This window comes from Vibrio sp. GLN_1, from assembly GCF_043106015.1.
GTDB classification, from domain to species: domain Bacteria; phylum Pseudomonadota; class Gammaproteobacteria; order Enterobacterales; family Vibrionaceae; genus Vibrio; species Vibrio parahaemolyticus.
The window spans coordinates 397,356-419,061 of record NZ_JBICMD010000004.1 but is presented as its reverse complement, the minus strand read 5'-3'; the positions used below and the strand labels follow the sequence as shown (position 1 = coordinate 419,061).

22 protein-coding genes are annotated in these 21,706 nt (G+C 44.5%); 12 read left to right on the top strand and 10 right to left on the bottom strand.

Going from position 1 to position 21,706, the window contains the following annotated elements; genetic code table 11:
• The first annotated feature begins 131 nt into the window (after positions 1–131).
• The 6 genes from ACF8OV_RS02230 to luxS all read left to right on the top strand — a co-directional run bounded on the left by ACF8OV_RS02230 (position 132) and on the right by luxS (position 7,330).
• Complete coding sequence (locus ACF8OV_RS02230) at positions 132–1,082, top strand: NADP-dependent oxidoreductase (protein WP_060657293.1); 951 nt, start codon at positions 132–134, stop codon at positions 1,080–1,082.
• The gene (locus tag ACF8OV_RS02225) at positions 1,076–1,537 is read left to right on the top strand and encodes a YqaA family protein (protein ID WP_005462564.1); all 462 of its coding nucleotides are present in this window, start codon (positions 1,076–1,078) and stop codon (positions 1,535–1,537) included. Before ACF8OV_RS02230 ends, ACF8OV_RS02225 begins: the two co-directional genes overlap by 7 nt.
• A 9-nt stretch (positions 1,538–1,546) precedes the next feature.
• The gene (locus ACF8OV_RS02220; protein WP_203503817.1) at positions 1,547–4,390 is read left to right on the top strand and encodes a pitrilysin family protein; all 2,844 of its coding nucleotides are present in this window, start codon (positions 1,547–1,549) and stop codon (positions 4,388–4,390) included.
• A gap of 156 nt (positions 4,391–4,546) precedes the next feature.
• Positions 4,547–6,115, top strand: a complete 1,569-nt coding sequence (gshA, locus tag ACF8OV_RS02215; protein WP_015297257.1) for a glutamate--cysteine ligase — start codon at positions 4,547–4,549, stop codon at positions 6,113–6,115.
• Between the two features lie 24 nt (positions 6,116–6,139).
• Positions 6,140–6,745 (top strand): hypothetical protein, encoded by a 606-nt coding sequence (locus tag ACF8OV_RS02210; protein WP_015297256.1) that lies wholly within the window; start codon positions 6,140–6,142, stop codon positions 6,743–6,745.
• 66 nt (positions 6,746–6,811) lie between these two features.
• Positions 6,812–7,330 (top strand): S-ribosylhomocysteine lyase, encoded by a 519-nt coding sequence (gene luxS, locus ACF8OV_RS02205; protein ID WP_005462534.1) that lies wholly within the window; start codon positions 6,812–6,814, stop codon positions 7,328–7,330.
• 60 nt (positions 7,331–7,390) lie between these two features.
• Here the strand turns inward: luxS and ACF8OV_RS02200 are convergent, their stop codons facing one another.
• Together ACF8OV_RS02200 and ACF8OV_RS02195 are read right to left on the bottom strand one after the other, a co-directional pair.
• Positions 7,391–8,671 carry an HlyC/CorC family transporter gene (locus tag ACF8OV_RS02200; RefSeq protein WP_005462557.1) on the bottom strand — a complete coding sequence of 427 codons (1,281 nt, stop codon included), beginning with the start codon at positions 8,669–8,671 and terminating at the stop codon, positions 7,391–7,393.
• 125 nt (positions 8,672–8,796) lie between these two features.
• Entirely contained in the window at positions 8,797–9,591 is a 795-nt protein-coding gene (locus ACF8OV_RS02195; protein WP_203503819.1) for an inner membrane protein YpjD, read from the bottom strand.
• Between the two features lie 212 nt (positions 9,592–9,803).
• Here ACF8OV_RS02195 and ffh point away from each other — a divergent pair, with 212 nt between their 5' ends.
• The 5 genes from ffh to rplS all read left to right on the top strand — a co-directional run bounded on the left by ffh (position 9,804) and on the right by rplS (position 13,387).
• The gene (gene ffh / locus ACF8OV_RS02190; protein WP_005462555.1) at positions 9,804–11,186 is read left to right on the top strand and encodes a signal recognition particle protein; all 1,383 of its coding nucleotides are present in this window, start codon (positions 9,804–9,806) and stop codon (positions 11,184–11,186) included.
• 209 nt (positions 11,187–11,395) lie between these two features.
• Positions 11,396–11,644, top strand: a complete 249-nt coding sequence (gene rpsP / locus ACF8OV_RS02185) for a 30S ribosomal protein S16 (RefSeq protein ID WP_005379962.1) — start codon at positions 11,396–11,398, stop codon at positions 11,642–11,644.
• Between the two features lie 28 nt (positions 11,645–11,672).
• Positions 11,673–12,221 (top strand): ribosome maturation factor RimM, encoded by a 549-nt coding sequence (gene rimM, locus ACF8OV_RS02180; RefSeq protein WP_005462552.1) that lies wholly within the window; start codon positions 11,673–11,675, stop codon positions 12,219–12,221.
• Between the two features lie 27 nt (positions 12,222–12,248).
• Positions 12,249–12,992, top strand: a complete 744-nt coding sequence (gene trmD / locus ACF8OV_RS02175) for a tRNA (guanosine(37)-N1)-methyltransferase TrmD (protein ID WP_005462562.1) — start codon at positions 12,249–12,251, stop codon at positions 12,990–12,992.
• A gap of 41 nt (positions 12,993–13,033) precedes the next feature.
• Complete coding sequence (rplS, locus tag ACF8OV_RS02170; RefSeq protein WP_005462554.1) at positions 13,034–13,387, top strand: 50S ribosomal protein L19; 354 nt, start codon at positions 13,034–13,036, stop codon at positions 13,385–13,387.
• A 345-nt stretch (positions 13,388–13,732) separates the two neighbouring features.
• Here rplS and yacG read toward each other — a convergent pair whose 3' ends face one another.
• The 8 genes from yacG to nadC all read right to left on the bottom strand — a co-directional run bounded on the left by yacG (position 13,733) and on the right by nadC (position 20,809).
• Positions 13,733–13,927: a DNA gyrase inhibitor YacG gene (gene yacG / locus ACF8OV_RS02165; RefSeq protein WP_005462546.1), complete on the bottom strand. Its 195-nt coding sequence runs from the start codon at positions 13,925–13,927 to the stop codon at positions 13,733–13,735.
• 68 nt (positions 13,928–13,995) lie between these two features.
• Entirely contained in the window at positions 13,996–14,736 is a 741-nt protein-coding gene (gene zapD / locus ACF8OV_RS02160; RefSeq protein WP_023624252.1) for a cell division protein ZapD, read from the bottom strand.
• 27 nt (positions 14,737–14,763) lie between these two features.
• Positions 14,764–15,378 (bottom strand): dephospho-CoA kinase, encoded by a 615-nt coding sequence (gene coaE, locus ACF8OV_RS02155; RefSeq protein WP_203503821.1) that lies wholly within the window; start codon positions 15,376–15,378, stop codon positions 14,764–14,766.
• On the bottom strand, positions 15,379–16,248 hold the full coding sequence (locus tag ACF8OV_RS02150) for an A24 family peptidase (RefSeq protein ID WP_025552578.1): 870 nt from the start codon (positions 16,246–16,248) through the stop codon (positions 15,379–15,381).
• Between the two features lie 64 nt (positions 16,249–16,312).
• On the bottom strand, positions 16,313–17,536 hold the full coding sequence (locus ACF8OV_RS02145; RefSeq protein ID WP_005479682.1) for a type II secretion system F family protein: 1,224 nt from the start codon (positions 17,534–17,536) through the stop codon (positions 16,313–16,315).
• 23 nt (positions 17,537–17,559) lie between these two features.
• On the bottom strand, positions 17,560–19,245 hold the full coding sequence (gene pilB / locus ACF8OV_RS02140) for a type IV-A pilus assembly ATPase PilB (RefSeq protein WP_203503823.1): 1,686 nt from the start codon (positions 19,243–19,245) through the stop codon (positions 17,560–17,562).
• Positions 19,246–19,659 carry a prepilin-type N-terminal cleavage/methylation domain-containing protein gene (locus ACF8OV_RS02135; protein WP_029831396.1) on the bottom strand — a complete coding sequence of 138 codons (414 nt, stop codon included), beginning with the start codon at positions 19,657–19,659 and terminating at the stop codon, positions 19,246–19,248.
• A gap of 262 nt (positions 19,660–19,921) precedes the next feature.
• On the bottom strand, positions 19,922–20,809 hold the full coding sequence (gene nadC / locus ACF8OV_RS02130) for a carboxylating nicotinate-nucleotide diphosphorylase (RefSeq protein WP_029798874.1): 888 nt from the start codon (positions 20,807–20,809) through the stop codon (positions 19,922–19,924).
• A gap of 92 nt (positions 20,810–20,901) precedes the next feature.
• Between nadC and ampD the strand changes: the two genes are divergently transcribed.
• On the top strand, positions 20,902–21,453 hold the full coding sequence (gene ampD, locus ACF8OV_RS02125; RefSeq protein WP_203503996.1) for a 1,6-anhydro-N-acetylmuramyl-L-alanine amidase AmpD: 552 nt from the start codon (positions 20,902–20,904) through the stop codon (positions 21,451–21,453).
• Positions 21,454–21,706: the final 253 nt, after the last annotated feature.

Genomic DNA, 21,706 nt, shown 5'->3' with positions numbered 1-21,706 from the left:
TACAGTTATCGTGTTGAAGATAAAATTATCAACCAATTTACATGCTTGCCATTAACTTGGTTAAACAAAATGGTTTATAGTCAAAGGGATGCTCCGGCATCCTTTTTTATTTGTCCCTCAGGGAGTGAGTTATGGAACATAAACAGATTGTTATCACTGAGTTTGGCGACGCCAATGTTCTGGCGATTCAAAGCGCTGAAACTCCGATCCCTAAGTCTGGCGAAGTGTTGGTCAAGGTGCATTATGCTGGCGTGAATCCTATCGATGTCAAAACACGAGCGGGACTTGGCTGGGCTGCTTCCCAGAATAAAGACAAACTGCCTTGGGTGCCAGGTTACGATATTTCTGGGAAAGTCGTCTCTTGTGGTTCTAAGACTTCTCGCTTTGCTGTGGGAGATGAAGTGGCCGGTTTTATTGGCTTTCCTCTCCAAGGTGGTGGCTACAGCCAATATGTTTGTGTTCCGGAGTCGGAGCTAAGTCACGTGCCAAGTTCGGTTACGCTAGAAGCGGCGGCGGTTTTACCATTGGCGGGGCAAACCGCTGCTCAAGCATTAAGCAAAGCGAATGTCAGCGAATGCGATAGAGTATTAATTCTCGCAGGAGCGGGTGGCGTCGGGCACTTAGCGGTGCAGATTGCCGTGGCGACAAAAGCCGAAGTGTTTACCACCTGCAGTGAACGAAATTTAGATTACCTCGCCACACTTGGCGCTCATGCAGTGAACTATCAATTTGCACCAGTGTCAGAACGTGTTGAAGGCGTTGATGTTTTAATTGATTTGGTTGGTGGCGATGCGGCTTTAGATGCTCTCAAGTGCCTAAAAGACAATGCCCGCGTGATCACGGTACCAACGATTAGCGCTGAATTAATTTGTGACAAGGCCAAGCTGTTAGGCTTCGAGGCAAGCGGTATGTTGGTTGAGCCAGATCCTTCACAGTTAGACACGTTGTTGTACATGGTAGGTGTGGGATTACTTAAAACAGAAGTGCAACACATTTACCCAATGACTGAAGTTATCGCCGCACACCAACAAGTGGAATCGGGGCGAACGAGAGGCAAGGTATTACTTGATATGACATGCTAGACGCATTCAATTCAGCTTTTGAACATTTAGCCCTTTGGTTTTCTGATTCAGCATTGTGGGTGCTTTTTTTAACGGGCTTTCTGAGCGCCACCTTACTGCCTGGTGGCTCTGAAGCTGGGCTGATAGCAACTCTCTCACTCAATCAATATGCGGTTTCTTCTATTCTATTGGTTGCCACAATAGGTAATACGCTTGGTGGCTTAACCAATTACTGGCTTGGGTTATGGATCCCCAATAAAACCCAAGAAGAAAAACATGGTCATACCGCTTTAAAGTGGCTAGCAAAATATGGCTACTGGGGATTGTTTTTCAGTTGGTTACCAATTATTGGTGATCCGTTGTGTCTCGCGGCTGGATGGTTAAGGATGAAATTTCTGCCGTGTGTGATTTTAATATTTTTAGGAAAAGCTGCTCGGTACAGCTTGTTGGCGGCCATTTATCTCGGATTATTTTAAGGAAAGTACATGAGAATGTTTTGGGTTGGCGCGTGCTCACTGTTAGTGATCACGGGCTGTGCATCAAATTCCCCTGTTTCATCGTTGCCAAAAGGGGTGACTTTCGTCGAATCATCGAAAGCAGAAGACGGCAAAGTTAAGATCCCATATCAAAAATACAAACTCGATAACGGCTTGACCGTAATTGTAGCGCCAGAGGGCTCTGATCCATTGGTACACGTTGATGTCACGTATCACGTCGGTTCAGCTCGTGAAGAAATTGGTAAGTCGGGCTTTGCGCACTTCTTTGAACATATGATGTTCCAAGGTTCAGAGAATGTTGGCGATCAAGAACACTTCAAAATCATCACAGAGGCGGGTGGTACGTTAAACGGTACGACCAATCGCGATCGCACCAATTACTTTGAAACCGTTCCTGCGAATCAGCTGGAAAAAATGCTGTGGCTTGAATCGGATCGTATGGGCTTTTTGCTTGATGCGGTTTCACAGCGAAAATTTGAAATTCAACGATCTACGGTGAAAAATGAGCGTGCGCAACGTTATGACAACCGTCCGTACGGTTTGATTTGGGAACGTATGTCTGAAGCGTTATACCCAGAAGGTCATCCTTACTCATGGCAAACCATCGGTTACGTTGAAGATCTTGAACGTGTTGATGTGAATGATCTTAAAGCGTTTTTCTTGCGTTGGTACGGTCCAAATAATGCGACGATCACGATCGGTGGTGACTTAGATGTCGAGCAAACACTGGCGTGGGTAAACAAATACTTCGGTTCCATTCCTCGCGGCCCAGAAGTTGAAAACGCACCGAAACAACCAGCTAAGTTGCAAGAAGACAAATACATTACGTTGGAAGATCGTATCCAACAACCGATGGTAATGATTGCGTGGCCAACCACATACAGCGGCGAAGAGAGCCAAGCATCTCTGGATACGCTATCGGAAGTATTAGGTGGTGGTACCAACAGCGTGCTGTACCAAGATTTAGTGAAGACGCAAAAAGCGGTTGATGCGGGTTCCTTCCATGACTGTGCAGAGCTTGCGTGTAATTTCTATGTGTACGCGATGGGAGATTCTGGAGACAAAGGCGATCTTTCGACCTTGTATGATGAGCTTATGAAGTCGATGAGCAAGTTTGCAGAGAAAGGCGTCACTGACGATCGTCTGGAGCAGTTGAAAGGTAAAGCTGAAGCGGATGCGATTTTCGCGCTTGAAAGCGTGAAAGGTAAAGTCACACAGCTAGCGTCGAATGAAACTTTCTTTGGCCAACCTGATTTGATTGAAAAACAATTGGAACAGATTCGTGCCGTGACTCCTCAATCTGTTGAGAAGGTGTACCAAAACTTTATTCAAGGTAAGTCGAAAGTCACCTTGAGCGTGGTACCAAAAGGCAAAACGGATCTTGCTGTTAAGTCTGCGACATTTACAACGCCAGAACGTACCTTGCCAGAGTACAAAAAAATTACCGATGATCAGTTAGCCTATCGCCGCGCAACGGATAATTTTGATCGTTCAGTGCAGCCACCGGTCGGTGAGCCAGTGAAAGCAACAATGCCAGAACTGTACAATGTGCACTTTGACAACGGCTCTGAACTACTCGGTACCGTGAGCAACGAAACCCCGACAGTCATGATGCAGTTCAGCTTGCCTGCGGGCACGCGTTTTGTGGAAAAAGGCAAAGAAGGCCTAGCGCAACTGACAGCCGCTATGTTGCAAGAAGGAACGACCAAACGTAGCGTGGAACAAATTCAAGCTGAGCTCGATAAACTCGGCAGCATGATCTCTGTCGATGCCACAGGCTACACGACGAACATCAGCGTTTCTTCTTTAGAAAAGAATTTAGAGCCAACACTGAAAATTGTTGAAGAGATGCTGCTGTCGCCAGCGTTCAAACAAGAAGATTTTGATCGTGTGAAAATGCAGGCACTCGAAGGGCTTGTGTACGAACATCAAAATCCAAGTTGGATGGCATCTCAAGCAAGTCGACAAGTGCTGTATGGCGATTCTGTTTTCGCTCGTCCGAAAGACGGCACGCAAGCCGGGGTCAGTGCGCTAACGCTTGATGATGTACGTGAGTTCTACGCTAAGCACTACACACCGCAGAGTGCACAAGTCGTGGTGGTGGGTGACATTGCTAAACAAGACATTGAGCAGAAGCTTGCGTTTTGGGCTGAATGGAAAGATGAAGCGGCACCACTTTATGCTCCTCAAACAATACCAGCATTAGGTGAGCAGAAAATTCATCTTGTCGACAAACCAGGGGCACCGCAAAGTGTGGTTATGATGGTTCGTCAAGGCATGCCTTATGATGCCACGGGTGACTTTTATCTAAGCCAGCTCGCGAACTTTAACCTAGCGGGTAACTTTAACAGTCGCATCAACCAAAACCTGCGTGAAGACAAAGGCTACACCTACGGTGCTTACGGTTACTTCTCGGGGAATCCTGAAACCGGTTCGGTTGTATTTACCGCGCAAGTTCGTGCCGATTCGACGGTCGCATCGATTATCGAGATGGAAAATGAGCTGAATGAATACGCTCAATCTGGAATGACTGATGAAGAAATGAAATTTATGCGCCAAGCGGTCGGTCAAAAAGATGCACTGAAGTATGAAACGCCGACACAAAAAGCGGAACTCATTAGTGATATTCTCAAGTACAACCTCGATCAAGATTACTTGCAGCAAAGAAACGCTATCGTTGAGAAAGTGGATAAGCAAACTTTGAATGCATTAGCTCAAAAATGGTTTGATTCGAATGACTATCAAATCATTGTCGTTGGTGATGCTAAATCACTTCGTCCTCAACTAGAAAAGTTGGGGAAAGACGTAGAAGAGCTTGAAATCATTCGATAGAGTACACATTTAATAGCGGAGAGTGATCTCTCCGCTATTCATCTAGATAAGCGACTTTTAATGGGTTGTTTATCTAGATGCATGAACTATCAATAACTTAGCTTTCACTTGTCCCGAGCGACAAGTGTCCTGCTCCTAATATAAGCGAACCTCATTTTGACTGATTTTGCTGCGCGACTAAAAAAAGTTGCATCAAACCCCGAAGTATTTAAGCAGTTTGGACGCGGTGTTGAGCGAGAAACTTTGCGCTATCGTCAGGATGGACACCTAGCAACAACACCTCATCCAGAGGGTTTGGGCTCAGCGTTCACAAACAAATGGATCACCACCGACTTTTCTGAATCGTTGCTGGAGTTCATCACTCCGGTTTCTCATGACATTCCAGAATTGATGGCGCAACTGAAAGACATTCACCATTTCACTCAAACCAAAATGGGCGAAGAAAAGATGTGGCCACTTTCTATGCCATGTTATGTCGGCAGTGAAGATGATATTCAGCTTGCTCAGTACGGTTCATCGAACTCGGCGAAAATGAAAACATTGTACCGTGAGGGGCTAAAACGCCGTTACGGTAGCTTGATGCAGATTATTTCTGGTGTTCACTTCAACTTTTCATTCCCTGAGTCATTTTGGGATGCGCTTTATGGTGAGCAGGATGAGCAAGCTCGCCAAGACACCAAATCAGCTGCTTACTTTGCTTTGATTCGTAACTATTACCGTTTTGGTTGGATGATCCCTTACTTCTTTGGTGCATCGCCAGCGTTATGTGGTTCGTTCATTCAAGGCCGTGAGACTAAACTCCCGTTTGAAAGCATCGGTGGGACACTGTATCTCCCTAAAGCGACGTCTCTTCGCTTGAGTGATCTTGGTTATACCAACAGTGCTCAAAGCGTATTGAAAATTGGTTTCAACAGTATTGACCAATATCTTGAAGGTTTAGGTGATGCGATTCGTCGACCATCTGAAGAATTCGCAAAAATTGGAGTAAAAGTGGATGGTGAGTACCGTCAGCTCAATACCAACATTCTCCAGATTGAAAATGAATTGTACGCACCAATTCGTCCGAAACGCGTAGCGAAAAGTGGTGAGAAGCCATCAGATGCATTGAGTCGCGCGGGCGTGGAATACATTGAAGTGCGCTCATTAGATGTGAACCCATTCAGTGCCGTTGGTGTTAGCGAAGAGCAAGTTCGTTTCTTAGATCTTTTCCTAACGTGGGCGGCGTTGTCAGATTCTGACCCAATGGATAACTGCGAACTAGAATGCTGGCGTGACAACTGGAACAAAGTGATCATCTCTGGTCGTGAAAAAGGTTTGATGCTGCAAATCGGTTGCCAAGGTGAACGCTTATCTTTGCAAGATTGGGCGAAGCGAGTATTCGTTGAGTTGCGCCAAATTGCAGTAGAGATGGATTCTGCGGCTGGTGGCGACGCTTACCAAGCTGTATGTGACAAGCTAGAAGCATGGATTGATAACCCTGAACTGACGATTTCTGGCCAATTGCTTGAGCTAACCAAAGAACTTGGTGGACTTGGCAAAGTAGGTTGTGCTCTTGGCATGAAGTTCCGTGAAGAAAATCTGGCTCATGGTTACCAACATTACTCGCAAGATATAATGGAAACGGAAGTGGCTTCTTCAGTTGAGAAACAGCGACAAGCGGAAGAAAGCGATACGTTATCTTTTGACGAGTTTCTGGAAAACTACTTCGCTTATTTAAAACAATAATCAATAAGTAAGGATTGGGTGGGATTGAACATTAAGCCGTTGGTTGTATCGGTGCTAGGAAGTGTGTTGCTTGCGGGATGTGCGACAGCGCCACCAAAACAGCAAGATAACCTGTGTGAGATATTCCGAGAAAAATCTGGTTGGTATGATGATGCGAAAGACATGGAAAAAGAGTGGGGAACCCCCATTCATGTTGCCATGGCCATCATCAAGCAGGAAAGCAGCTTCCGCCATGATGCCAAACCACCCAAAGATTACGTATTGGGTTTCATCCCTTGGGGACGCGTAAGCAGTGCGTATGGCTATGCACAGGCTCAAGATCCAGCTTGGGATGACTTCCAAGATTCCACCGGGCAAGGTGGTTCGCGCACCAATTTTGATGATTCGATAATGTTTGTTGGGTGGTATACCCACGAGACTCGTCGCCAGTTAGGCATTTCATTGTGGGACCCTTATAACCAGTATCTGGCCTATCATGAAGGGCGAGGCGGTTATAAACGTGGAACTTACAAAAGAAAGCCTAGTTTGATGAAAGTGGCTCGGCGAGTTGAGCAAACCGCAAAGACTTATGGCTGGCAGCTGAAACAATGTCGTCAGGAATTGGAAGACAACAGCAGCTGGTTCTTTTAACCCCATTTGGGTATAAAAACCAAACCAATACCTCAAGGTGTTGGAATTACGATCAGGAGAGATGTAATGCCTTTACTCGATAGCTTCACCGTAGACCACACTCGCATGAATGCACCAGCAGTGCGTGTCGCGAAAACCATGCAAACTCCAAAAGGAGATACCATTACGGTTTTCGACTTACGCTTCACTGCGCCTAACAAAGACATTCTTTCAGAGAAAGGCATTCATACACTAGAGCACTTGTACGCAGGTTTCATGCGCAATCACCTAAATGGTGACAGTGTGGAAATCATTGATATCTCCCCGATGGGATGTCGCACTGGTTTTTACATGAGTCTCATTGGTACGCCTTCTGAACAGCAAGTTGCAGACGCATGGCTTGCTTCTATGGAAGATGTGCTAAAAGTGGAAAGCCAGAACAAAATCCCTGAGCTAAATGAGTACCAGTGTGGTACTGCAGCGATGCATTCTTTAGAAGAAGCACAGCAAATTGCCAAGAACATTCTAGCCGCAGGTGTGTCTGTTAATAAAAACGACGAGTTGGCTTTGCCAGAATCAATGCTAAAAGAGCTGCGCGTAGACTAAGTTCTTTTGGAACGGCAACACAAAACAAAAAGCCTGACATGAGTCAGGCTTTTCTTTTGGTTATTTGGACGTTGATTTTTTCTTCTTCGGATAGACTCGAACTAACTTGATTCGGTTTTCTTCGATTTCAACAATTTCCATCGGGTGGCCCGCGACACGGACACTTAAATGACTCTCTGGAATATCTTCTAGGTGTTCCAAAATCAGACCATTCAAGGTTCTAGGGCCATCGGTAGGTAAATCCCATTTCAAACCTTTGTTGATATCGCGGATATTGGTGCTGCCTTCAATTAAGAAACTGCCATCGCCTTGTGGGCTGATTTCATCAGACAAACTAGGAGAAATAGACGTCGTGAACTCACCAATGATCTCTTCTAGGATGTCTTCAAGGGTGATTAGACCGATAATATCACCGTACTCGTCTACGATCAGACCGATGCGCTGCTTGTTGCGTTGGAACTTCAACATTTGTACGTTCAGCGGCGTTCCTTCGGGAATGTAATACACTTCATCTGCCGCGCGCAGTAACGTCTCTTTGTTGAACTCGTTCTTTTCTAGCATCAAACGGTACGCTTCACGTAAACGCAGCATACCAACCACTTCATCGATTTGGTCGCGATAAAAAACGATTCGACCGTGTGGCGAGTGTGTTAACTGACGAACAATGGATTTCCAGTCATCGTTAATATCGATACCCGTAATCTCATTACGTGGCACCATAATGTCATTTACAGTAACGTGTTCGAGGTCGAGAATAGACACCAACATGTCTTGGTGACGACGAGGGATAAGTCCGCCAGCTTCATTTACGACCGTGCGTAACTCTTCCGAACTTAGATGGTCCTCTACCGTGTGATCAGCTTTCACGCCAAGCAAACGAATGAAACCATTAGTAATAAAGTTCACCAGCATTACGAGCGGTGATAGCACTTTCATTAGGATAGTGAGCAAGATGCTGCTCGCGTAGGAAACACGCTCTGGATACAACGCTGCAACGGTTTTTGGTGTGACTTCGGCAAACACCAAGACAACCATAGTTAGCGCACCCGTTGCGATCGCGACACCTAAATCGCCGTATAGGCGCATGCCGATGATGGTCGCAATTGCTGAAGCAAGAATGTTCACGAGGTTGTTGCCGATAAGAATAAGACCAATCAAGCGATCTGGTCGGTCTAATAACTTTTCGACACGTTTGGCGCCCTTATGCCCACTTTTCGCTAAGTGCTTCAAGCGGTAACGGTTCAAAGACATCATCCCTGTTTCTGAACCAGAAAAATAACCTGATATGACGATAAGACACGCGAGTAGCGCAAATAAGATACCCGTAGATATGTCGTCCAAAACGTAGCTGTTCCTTGTATGTTTTTGGCAATTCAACAGCAAAGTGAGCTGCGAATTCAATGAATTAATGCGTACTGTATTTTATCTGTCCGCGAATATAAAGGATTAAGGAGCCCGAGAGCTCCTTAATTCAAGATGATTTCTTTTACAAAACGACTGCCAAAATAGGCCAACGTTAATAACGTCGCACCAGCAACCGCAAACCACGTTACTTTTCGACCGCGCCAACCTTTATGGTAGTGGCCCCAAAGTAAGGTGGAATAAACGATCCACGCAATGAAGGAAAGAATACCTTTATGCGCTTTGCCTTGCGCAAACATGTCTTGTACAAACACAAAACCAGTGATGAGTGTGCCTGTCAGCAGTAAGTTACCAATCAGAATGATTTTAAATAGCTGACGTTCAACCATTAAAAGCGGTGGTAAATTAGGGTTAATAGCCAGCGACTTCTTCGCTTTTAATTTGTGATCGAGCCAAGCCAATTGCAGCGCGTACAAAGCGCCGATGGTGAGCGTTGCATAGGAAAATAGTGCAAAAGAGATATGAATGAGCAGCTTCGGGTCATTTTCTAAGTGCTTGACAAACGTGCTTGGTAAAAATGTGGCAGCAGTTAAGTTGATGGCAGCAAAGCTATAAACGACAGGCAATAAAAACCACAGTCGGTTTTTCAACATTGCAATGCTCATGACCAGCGAAATAATAAAACTGATCAAAGACGCGACGTTAAGAATACTCAGGTTTTGACCAGAACCATCAAATATCAGGTCACTCAAAATCCACGCATGAAAAACAAGCGCACAGGCAGCACTGGCAAACACTGTTTTTGCTTTGATTCCTGACTGTTGAGAGAGTCCAGGTATGATGGTCGCAATCGCCAAAACGTAGAGCATGGCGGCCGCGATGGCAATTAAGCTATCCATGAATCCTAAATGTTGTTGTGCACGGTGACGAAATTATACCTTGCATTACTCTTTGGGGCTACGTTATATGCGTCATCAATCATGAGAGATGAGATATTGAAATTAACAAGTTAGCCCTCAACTTAGTTATAAGAGTAGTGTTCGGGTATGACTGTGACGTTGGCTAAGGTATACTCACCCTAATTAATCGCCATTTTAGCGAAGAGACAAAGATGTTTGAGAATTTAACGGATCGATTATCCAAAACGCTGAAAAATATCAGTGGCAAAGGTCGTCTGACCGAAGACAATATTAAAGAAACCCTACGTGAAGTTCGTATGGCCCTTTTAGAGGCTGACGTTGCACTTCCTGTTGTTCGCGAATTCGTAAACCGCGTTAAAGAAAAAGCGGTTGGCGTAGAAGTTTCTAAATCCTTAACTCCGGGTCAAGAATTCATCAAGATCGTTCAAGCAGAGCTTGAAGCGGTAATGGGTGAGTCTAACGAAGCGCTTAACCTAGCAGCACAGCCGCCAGCAGTACTTTTGATGGCAGGTCTACAAGGTGCGGGTAAAACCACATCGGTAGGTAAGCTATCTAAGCTTCTAAAAGAGCGTGATAAGAAGAAAGTGCTTGTGGTGTCTGCCGACGTTTATCGTCCTGCGGCGATCAAACAGTTAGAAACACTAGCATCAGACATCGGTGTCGACTTCTTCCCATCTTCACCAGATCAAAAGCCACTTGATATTGCTAACGCAGCAATCGACCACGCGAAGAAGAAATTCTACGACGTATTAATTGTCGATACCGCGGGTCGTTTGGCTATCGATGAAGAGATGATGGGGGAGATCAAAGATCTTCACTCAGCTATCAATCCTGTTGAGACGCTGTTCGTTGTTGATGCAATGACAGGTCAAGATGCGGCGAACACAGCAAAAGCCTTTGGTGATGCACTACCACTTACTGGTGTGATTCTTACTAAGGTTGATGGTGATGCGCGTGGTGGTGCGGCGCTGTCAGTTCGTCATATCACGGGCAAGCCAATTAAGTTCTTAGGTGTCGGTGAGAAAACTGACGCACTAGAGCCGTTCCACCCTGATCGTGTTGCATCGCGTATTCTTGGCATGGGCGACGTTCTGTCTTTGATTGAAGACCTACAACGCAATGTTGACCAAGAAAAAGCAGAGAAGCTAGCGAAGAAGTTCAAAGAGAAGAAAGGTTTCGACCTTGAAGACTTCCGTGAACAGCTAGGTCAAATGCAAAACATGGGTGGCATGATGGGCATGCTAGACAAGCTACCAGGTATGTCTCAGCTACCATCTGACGTGAAAGACAAAGTCGATGACAAGATGTTCAAGCAAATGGAAGCGATCATCAGCTCAATGACGATGAAAGAGCGTCAACGTCCTGAAATCATTAAAGGCTCGCGTAAAAAGCGTATTGCTGCAGGTTCAGGTGTACAGGTTCAAGATGTTAACCGTCTACTGAAGCAGTTCACCCAAATGCAGAAGATGATGAAGAAAATGCAGAAGGGCGGCATGAAAGGCATGATGCGTAACATGCAAGGCATGATGGGCGGTATGGGTGGCGGCGGCGGCTTCAATCCATTTGGTCGATAATTCATCGATGTGACTATAGTTTCAGGGTGTTAGCTGCGTCACAAACTTGAATTTCGATTTATGTTGGTGAAAAAGTAACTAAACCCTTGCATTGCTCCGGGATAAGAGTAAAATTCCGGAGCTTTATTTTGGCACGAGACCCCAGATTGTTCAGGTTATTGAACGGTTTTTGGGGTTAATTTTATTTTTGAGAAAGCAAAGAGGACGACATGGTAACCATTCGTTTGGCACGTCACGGCGCTAAGAAGCGTCCATTTTATCAAATCGTAGTAGCGGACAGCCGCAACGCTGCAACTGGCCGTTTCATCGAGAAAGTTGGTTTCTTCAACCCAACTGCTAAAGGTCAAGAAGAAGGTCTACGTCTAGACCTAGACCGCGTTAACCACTGGGTTGGTCAAGGCGCGTCTGTATCTGACCGCGTTGCTAAGCTAGTTAAAGACGCTCAAAAAGCGGCTTAATTTTTACTTCAGAAGTAGAAACTAGTTTATGTCGATGAAAGGTAAAGAAACAATGAGCAACGAAAAGATTGTTGTAGGCAAGTTTGGTGCTACTTACGGCATTCGAGGTTGGCTTAAGGTTTTTTCCTACACAGACAATGCTGAAAGCATTTTCGATTACAGCCCTTGGTATATTAACCAAAAGGGCAAGTGGGTTGAGTACAAAGTAGAAAGCTGGAAGCGCCATAACAAAGGTATGGTGGCTAAGCTGGAAGGCATGGATGTTCGTGAAGACGCGCATTTAATGACTAACTTTGAAATTGCTATTGACCCTGCAGTACTTCCTGAATTGTCAGAAGATGAATTCTACTGGCGTGAATTGTTTGGAATGCATGTAGTAACCACTAAAGGTTACGATCTAGGTGTCGTTACTGACATGCTAGAAACTGGCTCAAACGATGTTCTGGTTGTTAAAGCAAATCTTAAAGATGCTTTCGGGCAAAAGGAACGACTAATTCCGTTCCTTGAAGAGCAAGTGATCATCAAAGTTGATCGCGAAGCTCAACGGATCGAAGTTGACTGGGATCCTGGATTCTAATCTCCAAAATTACAGAGCGAGATAAACATGTGGGTTGGCGTTATTAGCCTTTTTCCTGAAATGTTCCGTTCTGTTACTGATTTTGGAGTAACAGGTCAAGCGGTTAAAAAAGGTCTTTTGTCGATTGAGACATGGAATCCTCGCGATTTCACTCACGACAAACATCGCACTGTCGATGACCGACCTTACGGTGGTGGCCCTGGTATGTTAATGATGGTTCAGCCTTTGCGCGATGCCATTCATACCGCAAAGAAAGCCTCACCGGGTAAGACGAAAGTCATTTACCTATCTCCTCAAGGTCGTAAGCTCGACCAAAAAGGAGTCGAAGAACTGGCAACAAATGAGAATTTGCTTCTGATTTGTGGTCGTTATGAAGGGGTAGATGAGCGCATCATTCAATCTGAAGTCGACGAAGAATGGTCGATTGGGGATTTTGTGATGACGGGTGGTGAGATACCAGCCATGACGTTAATTGATTCTGTATCTCGGTTTATTCCGGGCGTATTAGGAGATTTTGCGTCAGCAGAAGAAGATTCTTTTGCTAATGGCTTGCTAGATTGCCCTCACTATACGCGTCCAGAAGTATTGGATGACAAAGAGGTGCCATCGGTACTGATGTCAGGCAATCACAAGGACATTCGTCAATGGCGACTAAAGCAGTCGCTGGGCCGAACTTGGCTTAGAAGACCAGAGCTCCTGGAAAACCTAGCTCTGACTGACGAACAGGAACAATTACTTGCAGAGTTCATTAGTGAGCATAATGCAAAGTAACCTAATTTATTTAGTATCAGTTTATTCTAGGAATTTTAAAAATGAGTAACATCATCAAGGCTCTTGAAGAAGAGCAAATGAAATCAGGCCTACCTAAATTTGCACCAGGTGACACTGTTGTAGTTCAGGTTAAAGTTAAAGAAGGTGACCGTGAGCGTCTACAGGCTTTCGAAGGCGTTGTAATCGCAATCCGTAACCGTGGCCTGCACTCTGCTTTCACTGTACGTAAGATCTCTAACGGTGAAGGTGTTGAGCGTACGTTCCAAACACACTCTCCAATCGTTGATAGCATCGAAGTTAAACGCCGTGGTGCAGTACGTCGTGCCAAGTTGTACTACCTACGTGAGCGTTCTGGTAAGTCAGCTCGTATCAAAGAGAAACTTGCTAAGAAGTAATGCTATAACTAGCGTTCTCATTAAACGGAGCCCTTTTGGGCTCCGTTTTTTTTATGTTTGCCTCATAACTGGCTATTTCTCTTTTTACCGTTGTCATCGGTGCTCATGTACTGGCGTACACTCCGCGCCTCTTCCTAGGTAGCAAGAAAAATATCTGCGTTCTGCGCTAAACAAATTGCTTGTGTTTAAATAACTTACTTAACCCGCTGATATTGAGTGGAACTGTAACTTGAAAGGTTACAACCCCGATAGTAGTGGAGAAGCCTTCAGGGAAAGTTTTCCGACAGGCAATAAAAAAGTTGACGCTTTCACGCCAACTTCCTCAACTTTTAGAACCTAGAACCTCTAGTATTGATCTTCTGACCAGCCGTCACTGTCTGACATATCTGGGGCGCCAGCAATGGCATTTTCTTCATCTGCCCATTCACCAAAATCGATCATTTGGCATTTTTTACTACAGAAAGGGCGATGAGGACTTTGTTCTCCCCATTCAACGTCGGTACCACATTGAGGGCATTGAACGATAGTAATTTTAGACATAGTTGAATCGTCCCATTGTAATCTTGGTATTAAAGCGAAGTATTTAGAATAATAGCCTGATGTTTTGATTAGCTACAAACGGCTAATTCAAACTCGACATCTTGTGTGCATGCCTGACCATTTTCAAAAGCCATAAATTTAATCGCAAAACGATTTTTATGACCTGAAATCATAGGGTAGACGCCATACTTCATAGGAATATGAAGTCGGAGGATATTTGCTTCATCTGCGTCACTTTGGAAGAATCCGGCGCGCGCGATTTGGGCTTTAAAATGACCGGTTTCACGAGCAAGCTTTAGCCACAAGGTGAGCGCATCGGAAAGTGGTTTCAAACTCTTTTGCCATTGGTTGGCATCATGCTTTTTACGTTCAATAGGCAGATGAAGCCAATAGTGTAATGCAGGTAAATCAAAGCAGCACGAGCCACCTGGTAGATTGAAACGTTGGCGAATAGAGCTAAGGAAGCGATCTTCTTTTAACGCTTGACCAAAACGCTCTGCACCCATTAATTGACTATGAACCACATCAATTTCGTTGAGTAAGGAATTGAGGGCTTCTTGATCAACACCTTCTACATTTAGCCAATGGCGATAGGAGAGGCGCTGTTTCTCAAGATCTTTGGCCAATTCACTTTTTAGTTGGATCTGCTCGAAGATCTCTACCATGTCAAAAAGAGCACGGAAAAAAAGTTGATACTGGTGATTATCGGCAAAACCAGAGGCCAAGTGAGCCTGACGCAGCAGAGACTCTACTCTTAGATAAATACGAGTTTTCTCATTTAACGGATGTTCAAATTTGTGCGTGGTCATCGACATAAGCCTTGGTGAGTTTCATTCCTATTTTCGCAGATTTTTCTTACACATGGCTAGGTACTTTTCGTGCAAATCTGTGATTTGAAGCAAAAGATCTGGGTCATTTGGATTGTTTTTAACCACATCGTCAGCGATATCGAGTCTCTGCTGTCTCGAAGCTTGAGAGGCGAGAATCGCATGTGCTTGCTCTTCACTTACGTTGTCGCGTTTAACGGTGCGAGAAATTTGAGTTTCAGGTTCTACATCTACAACGAGGACACGATCGCACAAACTATCGAGGTTGTTTTCAACGAGTAATGGCACGACCAATAATGCATAATCCGACGTGACCTGTTGAAGGTCTTCTATCATTTTTTCTCGAATGATCGGATGTAACAATGCATTGAGCCAAGCTTTTTCTTCTGGATTAGAAAAGATTTTTTCGCGTAACTTGGCACGATCTAAGGTGTTGTCGTCATGCGTAATGTCTTGACCAAAATGTTGAATGATTGCATTTAACCCGGGAGTTCCAGGTTCGACGACTTCTCGTGCGACAATATCTGCATCGACAATACCAATTTTAAACTGCTGCTTGAACAGATTCGCTACGGTGGTTTTACCGCTGGCGATACCACCCGTTAAGCCTATTACCAAAGCCATTTACACTCCTAAAATTGACGTGAAGTACCAACTTAGAATTTGATCGCCCCAGATTAAGCTTGCCCATCCTGCAATCGCTAAATATGGGCCGAAAGGGAAAGCTCTCTCTATACCTTGTTTTTGTAGTCGTAACTGAACGAGCCCGAATATCACACCGACGACGGAAGAAAGTAGGATGATCATTGGTAATGATTGCCATCCTAGCCAAGCGCCAAGGGCAGCCAGCAATTTAAAATCACCGTAACCCATGCCTTCTTTACCAGTAAGCAGTTTGAAACCCCAATATACTGACCAAAGACACAAATAACCGGCAATCGCACCAATTACGGCGTCTTGTAGACTAACAGGGCTTATTTCTGTTAATGCTAACGCAATGCCAGCCCAAGTTAATGGTAATGTTAATTGGTCCGGTAGCAGCATAGTATCGAGATCGATAAAAGTCGCGGCTATTAAGACAAATGTGAAAAAGATTAACGCAACCGTAAAGTAGCTAAAGCCGAAATGATAAGCCACAAAACCAGCGCACGCTGCAGTGAGTAATTCTATCAGCGGATAGCGAGGACTAATTGCGGTATGACAATGATGGCATTTTCCTTTTAACAATAGCCAGCTGATTACAGGAATATTGTCTCGAATACGAATTGGCGTCGCGCAGTTTTGGCACGAAGAGCGAGGCACGCTTAATGTCAAAACTTCTTGAGGTGGCTTAATCTTATATTCAGGGAATGATTCGGCGCATTCACGGCGCCATTCTAATTCCATGATTTTAGGTAGCCGATAAATGACCACATTAAGAAAACTACCCACAATTAAACCGAAGATACTGGCAAACACAACGAATAGCCAAGGGTAGTACTGCAACACTTCCATATTTGTCTCTTGAGCGATAAGTCAAATCAGCAACATGCTGTTTTGAAGGGATTAACGGCTCATTCTAGCCCAATACACTCATTAAGTTAAAGATTGGCAAGTACATTGCTGTGACCAAGCCACCGACAACGATACCTAAAAAAACGATAATCAATGGCTCTAAGATTTTACTGAGGTTATCGACGGTGTTGTCCACTTCAAACTCGTAAATTGTGGCAACTTTATTGAGCATATCGTCAAGTCGGCCGGATTCTTCGCCGATCATAACCATTTGCAGCACCAACTCAGGGAACACGTTGCAATTGCGCATTGCAACATACATCGGCATTCCTGCTGCGGTATCGCGATAAACCTCTTCGATAGCCAATTGATAATGCATATTTCCGGACGTTTTCGAGGTGGTTTTTAAACTGGTTAAAATCGGAATGCCCGCCGTAAAGCTCGTAGCGAGGGTTCGACTAAATTTTGCGATAGCGGCTTTCGATAAAACTGCCCCAAGGACTGGAAACTTAAGCACAGAGCGGTTGAGCATTAAGCGAAAAGAATCTGAACGCTTAGAGAGTACTCTCGCGGAGATAAATACACTGATGGAGCCAAGTGCGATAAATGGGCTCCAGTTTTGTGTCCAAGCGGAAAGATCTAAGACTTGCCTTGTAAACCATGGCAATTCAGCGCCAAAGCCAACAAACATTTTTTCAAACTCGGGAATGACCTTGGTTAGCATGATAAACGATACTCCCAGTGCAACTAGAATAACCATGGCTGGATATATTAGAGCCTTGATCACTTTGGCTCTAAGCTGCTCATTTTTTTCCCTGTAGGTAGCTAAGCGTTCGAACACTTCGGCTAAGTTGCCCGATTGTTCTCCTGTCGCAATCAGGTCGGTATATAGCGGGTCAAAATGGTTGCTGGCGGTACGCATCGCTTTGGACATCGGCGTACCCGCTTCAACAGCCCGAGTTACACTCATCAAAATGGATTTCATTTCCGCTTTTTTGTGGTTATCAGAGACCAATTTCAATGCTTGTACTAGCGGCACACCGGTTACTAGCATCGTTGAGATTTGACGAGTGAAAACCGTGATGTCTTTTCCTTTTACGCGATGGCTAAGTTTGGTCAAAAAAGAGATGCTGCTTTTCTTTAGCTTTTTGATTTTGATGTGCTGGGCATCTAAGCGCTCTCGTACTTCGATTTCGCTCATTGCCAGAGTTTGACCAGAGGTCTTTTTCCCTGAGCTGTTGACGCCTTTCCAACGGAAGTTCTTTAATTGTGGTGTCGTAGTTTTCATAGGGGTAACTGCTGATTAAAGGATTAGAAATAGAGCACGCGTTGTAACTCACTAAAGCTTGTGATGCCTTGTTTGAGTTTTTCTATTCCGGACATTTGCAAGGTGCTCATGCCGTTCGCAATGGCAAGCTTTTCCAGTTCATGTACCGAGGCTCCTTTAATAAGAGCTTCGGATAGAGATTCATCAAAGCGCATGACTTCATAGATACCTGTTCGGCCAGAATAACCATGGGTGCATTCGTTGCAACCATCTGGATTGGCTTTAAAGATGTTGTCAGTTGTTTGAATACCGAGGTGCTGAAGTTGAACGGTATGCTCTTGCGGTTGTTTACAATATGGACAAAGTTTGCGAGCTAGGCGTTGGGCAATAATCAAACTAAGAGAAGAGGCGAGGTTAAAACTTTCTACGCCCATGTTTGATAAACGAATGATGGTTTCAGCCGCAGAGTTGGTATGCAAAGTAGAGAGCACTAAGTGACCGGTTTGGGACGCCTTAATCGCGATTTCCGCAGTATCTAGGTCTCGAATCTCACCCACCATGACCACATCGGGATCTTGACGCAGAAAAGAACGTAGTGCTTCTGCAAAGCCAAAACCAATCTTAGGTTGGACTTGAACTTGGTTAATGCCCGATAAGTTAATTTCTACCGGGTCTTCCGCTGTGGAGATGTTGATCTCTGGTTTATTGAGAATATTTAACCCAGTGTACAACGAAACGGTTTTGCCGCTTCCTGTTGGACCTGTCATCAGAATCATACCTTGTGGACGACGCAGAGCCTCTAAATACAGCTGTTTTTGTTGCTCACTATAACCAAGCTTGTCGATATCCAGTGATGCAGAGCTGCTATCGAGCAGTCGGAGTACGATTTTCTCTCCAAACAAGGTAGGTAGCGTGGATACCCGCATATCAATCGCGGTGTCTTGATTCAGTTTGAGTTTAATTCGCCCATCTTGTGGTAAACGTCGCTCGGCAATATCAAGCTTAGATAGGATCTTTATTCGGGCAGAGAGACGACGGCTTAAGTGGCTAGGTGGCTGTTGAATTTCAACCAAGATGCCATCGCAGCGTAAACGGACTCGGTACATGTTTTCGTAGGGTTCGAAGTGAATATCCGAAGCCCCTTTACGAACGGCATCGAGTAAGATTTGGTTGATATAACGACTGACCGGAGAATCATCTTGGCTGAGGTCTTCGATGTTCTCAATCTCATCATCTCCAATCTCAACCAAGCTTGCGAGTTCGTCTTGGTTTATTTCTTTTAACCTCGACTTTTCCTGCCCAAGTGCTCGGCCATATAAGCGCCGAATGGCAGCGGTCAGCTCTCGAAAATCAGCCAGAACAAGTTCGACTTGCAAACCTGTTGCAAAACGAAAGTCGTCTTCGGCTTGAAGATTGGTTGGGTCAGCAACCGCGAGAATCAAAGTTGATGAGGTGCGATTAAGCGGCAGAGCGTTGTGCCGAGTGATCAAATCTCGCAAACCTAGCGTTTGGCATAACGAAGCGTATTCGTATTGATTGAGAGAAGTGCAAGAAAGCCCAAAAACAGAGCTTAGGTGCTCCGTTAATTCATGAGATTGAAACAAGCCAGAGTTGAGCAAAGCCTCTGGCATTGATATACCAGAAGCTTTAGCTTGCTCAAGTAACAGCTCTTCTTGGGAAAACGTCAGTATCCCTGCTTGGCGAAGAACTGTTGAGAGGTTGGTTAGCACTTATGAGCAACCTTTTGGAGCATCAACCCCAGTTGGTTGTCCTGTCAAAGCACATGTCCAACCGGAACTAGTGCCTCTGCTATATGTGAAAGCCGCACCAGATACAGCTCCATTGTTGTGAGTAAATACAACGGCATTACCGCTGATAGATAGTGTTCCTAGGCTGTTGGCACCAGCAGATACTCCTAGGTCACTAGGGCTTGCTCCAGATATAGCGCCATTTTCTTGTATATATAATTCGGCAGGAGTGATTACTGATTTTATGGTAGCGAAACCAGATGCTAACTCACTCTTTGATACATAATCTTTATATGCTGGGACTGCAATTGCGGACAGTACACCAATAATTGCCACTACAATCATCAATTCAATCAAGGTAAAACCTTGTTGTTTTTTCTGTTTACTCTGTTTCATTTTCTTTCCTTCTTAATGAAATAAATAATGCCCTTGCATTAGCGAAGGATTATGGAGACTTCATAAAGGTTGAAAATGGGGAAGAGATGGGGTCTCGAGTGAGGTAAAACTCTTTGGTGAAAAGTTGCATATCGCATGCAGAGTTTTGCGAGTAGTGCTATTTTTTTAGTGGATAAAAAGAAAGGGCCTAGTGGCCCTTTTTAATGATGAATTACTCACAACTTACTGAGTTAGTTGAAGTAATTGAAAATTGTTGCTTTTATTATTTGAAGCGCATCGAAAGATCCATCGCTTTTAGATGCTTAGTTAGTGCGCCTACCGAAATGTAATCGACGCCGGTTTCTGCGTATTCAGCGATAGTCTCTAGCGTGATGTTGCCTGAGTTTTCTAAAGCGGCACGGCCTGCGTTAATCTCTACGGCTTCACGCATCATTTCTTTGGTGAAGTTATCTAGCATGATGATGTCGGCACCTGCGTCGATCGCTTCTTGTAGCTCAGCCAGGCTTTCTGTTTCTACTTCTACTGGTTTGCCAGGATTGAGCTCTTTTGCTGTGGTGATTGCTTGAGTAATTCCACCACAAGCGATGATGTGGTTTTCTTTGATGAGGTAAGCGTCGAACACTCCGATACGATGGTTAAAACCACCACCACAAGCAACGGCGTACTTCAGAGCACTTCGAAGACCTGGAATGGTTTTGCGAGTGTCTAACAAACGACAATCGGTATGCGCGATTTTTGCTGCATACTCAGCGGTTGTTGTTGCACAGCCAGAAAGGGTTTGAATAAAGTTCATTGCGTTGCGCTCACCCGTTAACAGGTCACGAGCTGGGCCTGTCAGCGTACAAAGTGTTTGGTTTGGCTCGACTTTATCGCCATCTTTTACATGCCATTCGATAGTGACTTTGCCGCCAAGCTGTTTAAATACTTCATCTGCCCAAGCTTGACCACAAAACACGCCGTGTTCACGAGTGATGATGGTTGCTGTATTCATTGCATCAGCAGGAATAAGAGATGCAGTGATATCTTGTGACGCATCCAACGTGCCACCTAGATCTTCTTTTAAGGTATCGGCGACAGAGCGGGTGATTTCTAAAGGAAGCTGTTGCTTGAGGTATTCTAGGCGTTCTTGGCTGTTGTGTGTGTTCTTCATCGCAAATCTAGTCTTGAAAGGGAGATGGCATCGAATGATACTCTCCGGTGTCAATAATTTCAGCAGTTAATTTGCAAACTATAGAGGTTGATATGCTCCCAATTATCGATAATGGATGGTTGACTCAAGCAAAGCATGTTCCATCACCATTTTTTGATGCACGTAACAGCGAACACGATATCTCTCTATTAGTTGTTCATAACATCAGTTTGCCACCTGGCCAGTTTGGTGGGCCGTATATTGAAGACTTTTTCAGCGGTAATCTTGATCCTAACGCGCACCCATTTTTTGAGGTAATTCACAAAATGGGCGTTTCAGCGCATTGTTTAATTAAGCGTGACGGTGAGATTGTTCAGTTCGTTTCATTTCTTGATAGAGCATGGCATGCGGGGCAATCAAGCTTTGCCGGGAGAGACCGTTGCAATGATTACTCTATTGGCATTGAGCTAGAGGGAACAGAATTTGTGGCGTATACAGAAGAGCAATATCAATCACTTGCTCGATTAACTCAAGCCATCATGCACCAATATCCTCAAATTACCTTGCCGCGAATTACCGGTCATCAATACATTGCTCCCTTGAGAAAAAGCGATCCTGGTCTAAGCTTTGATTGGGTTAAATATAGGCAGCTGGTTCAACGTTGATTTGTAGCAAAACTGTAAATTCAAAAAACGGAAATAAATAAGGCATACGATCAGGTATGCCTTTTTTTGATACGAGAAATATTAATGGTTGTTAAAAATTAACTACATTTTTACGACTAATGAGTTCGTTTTGGTGAATAAATAGACTGATCATTTTGTCATTTTTTGTATTTCTTTTCCAAAACCGCTAGCACGTCTAATTCCCATTTGTTTTGTTAATGTAATTGGTCAGACCAATTTTTTTGCCGTTTTA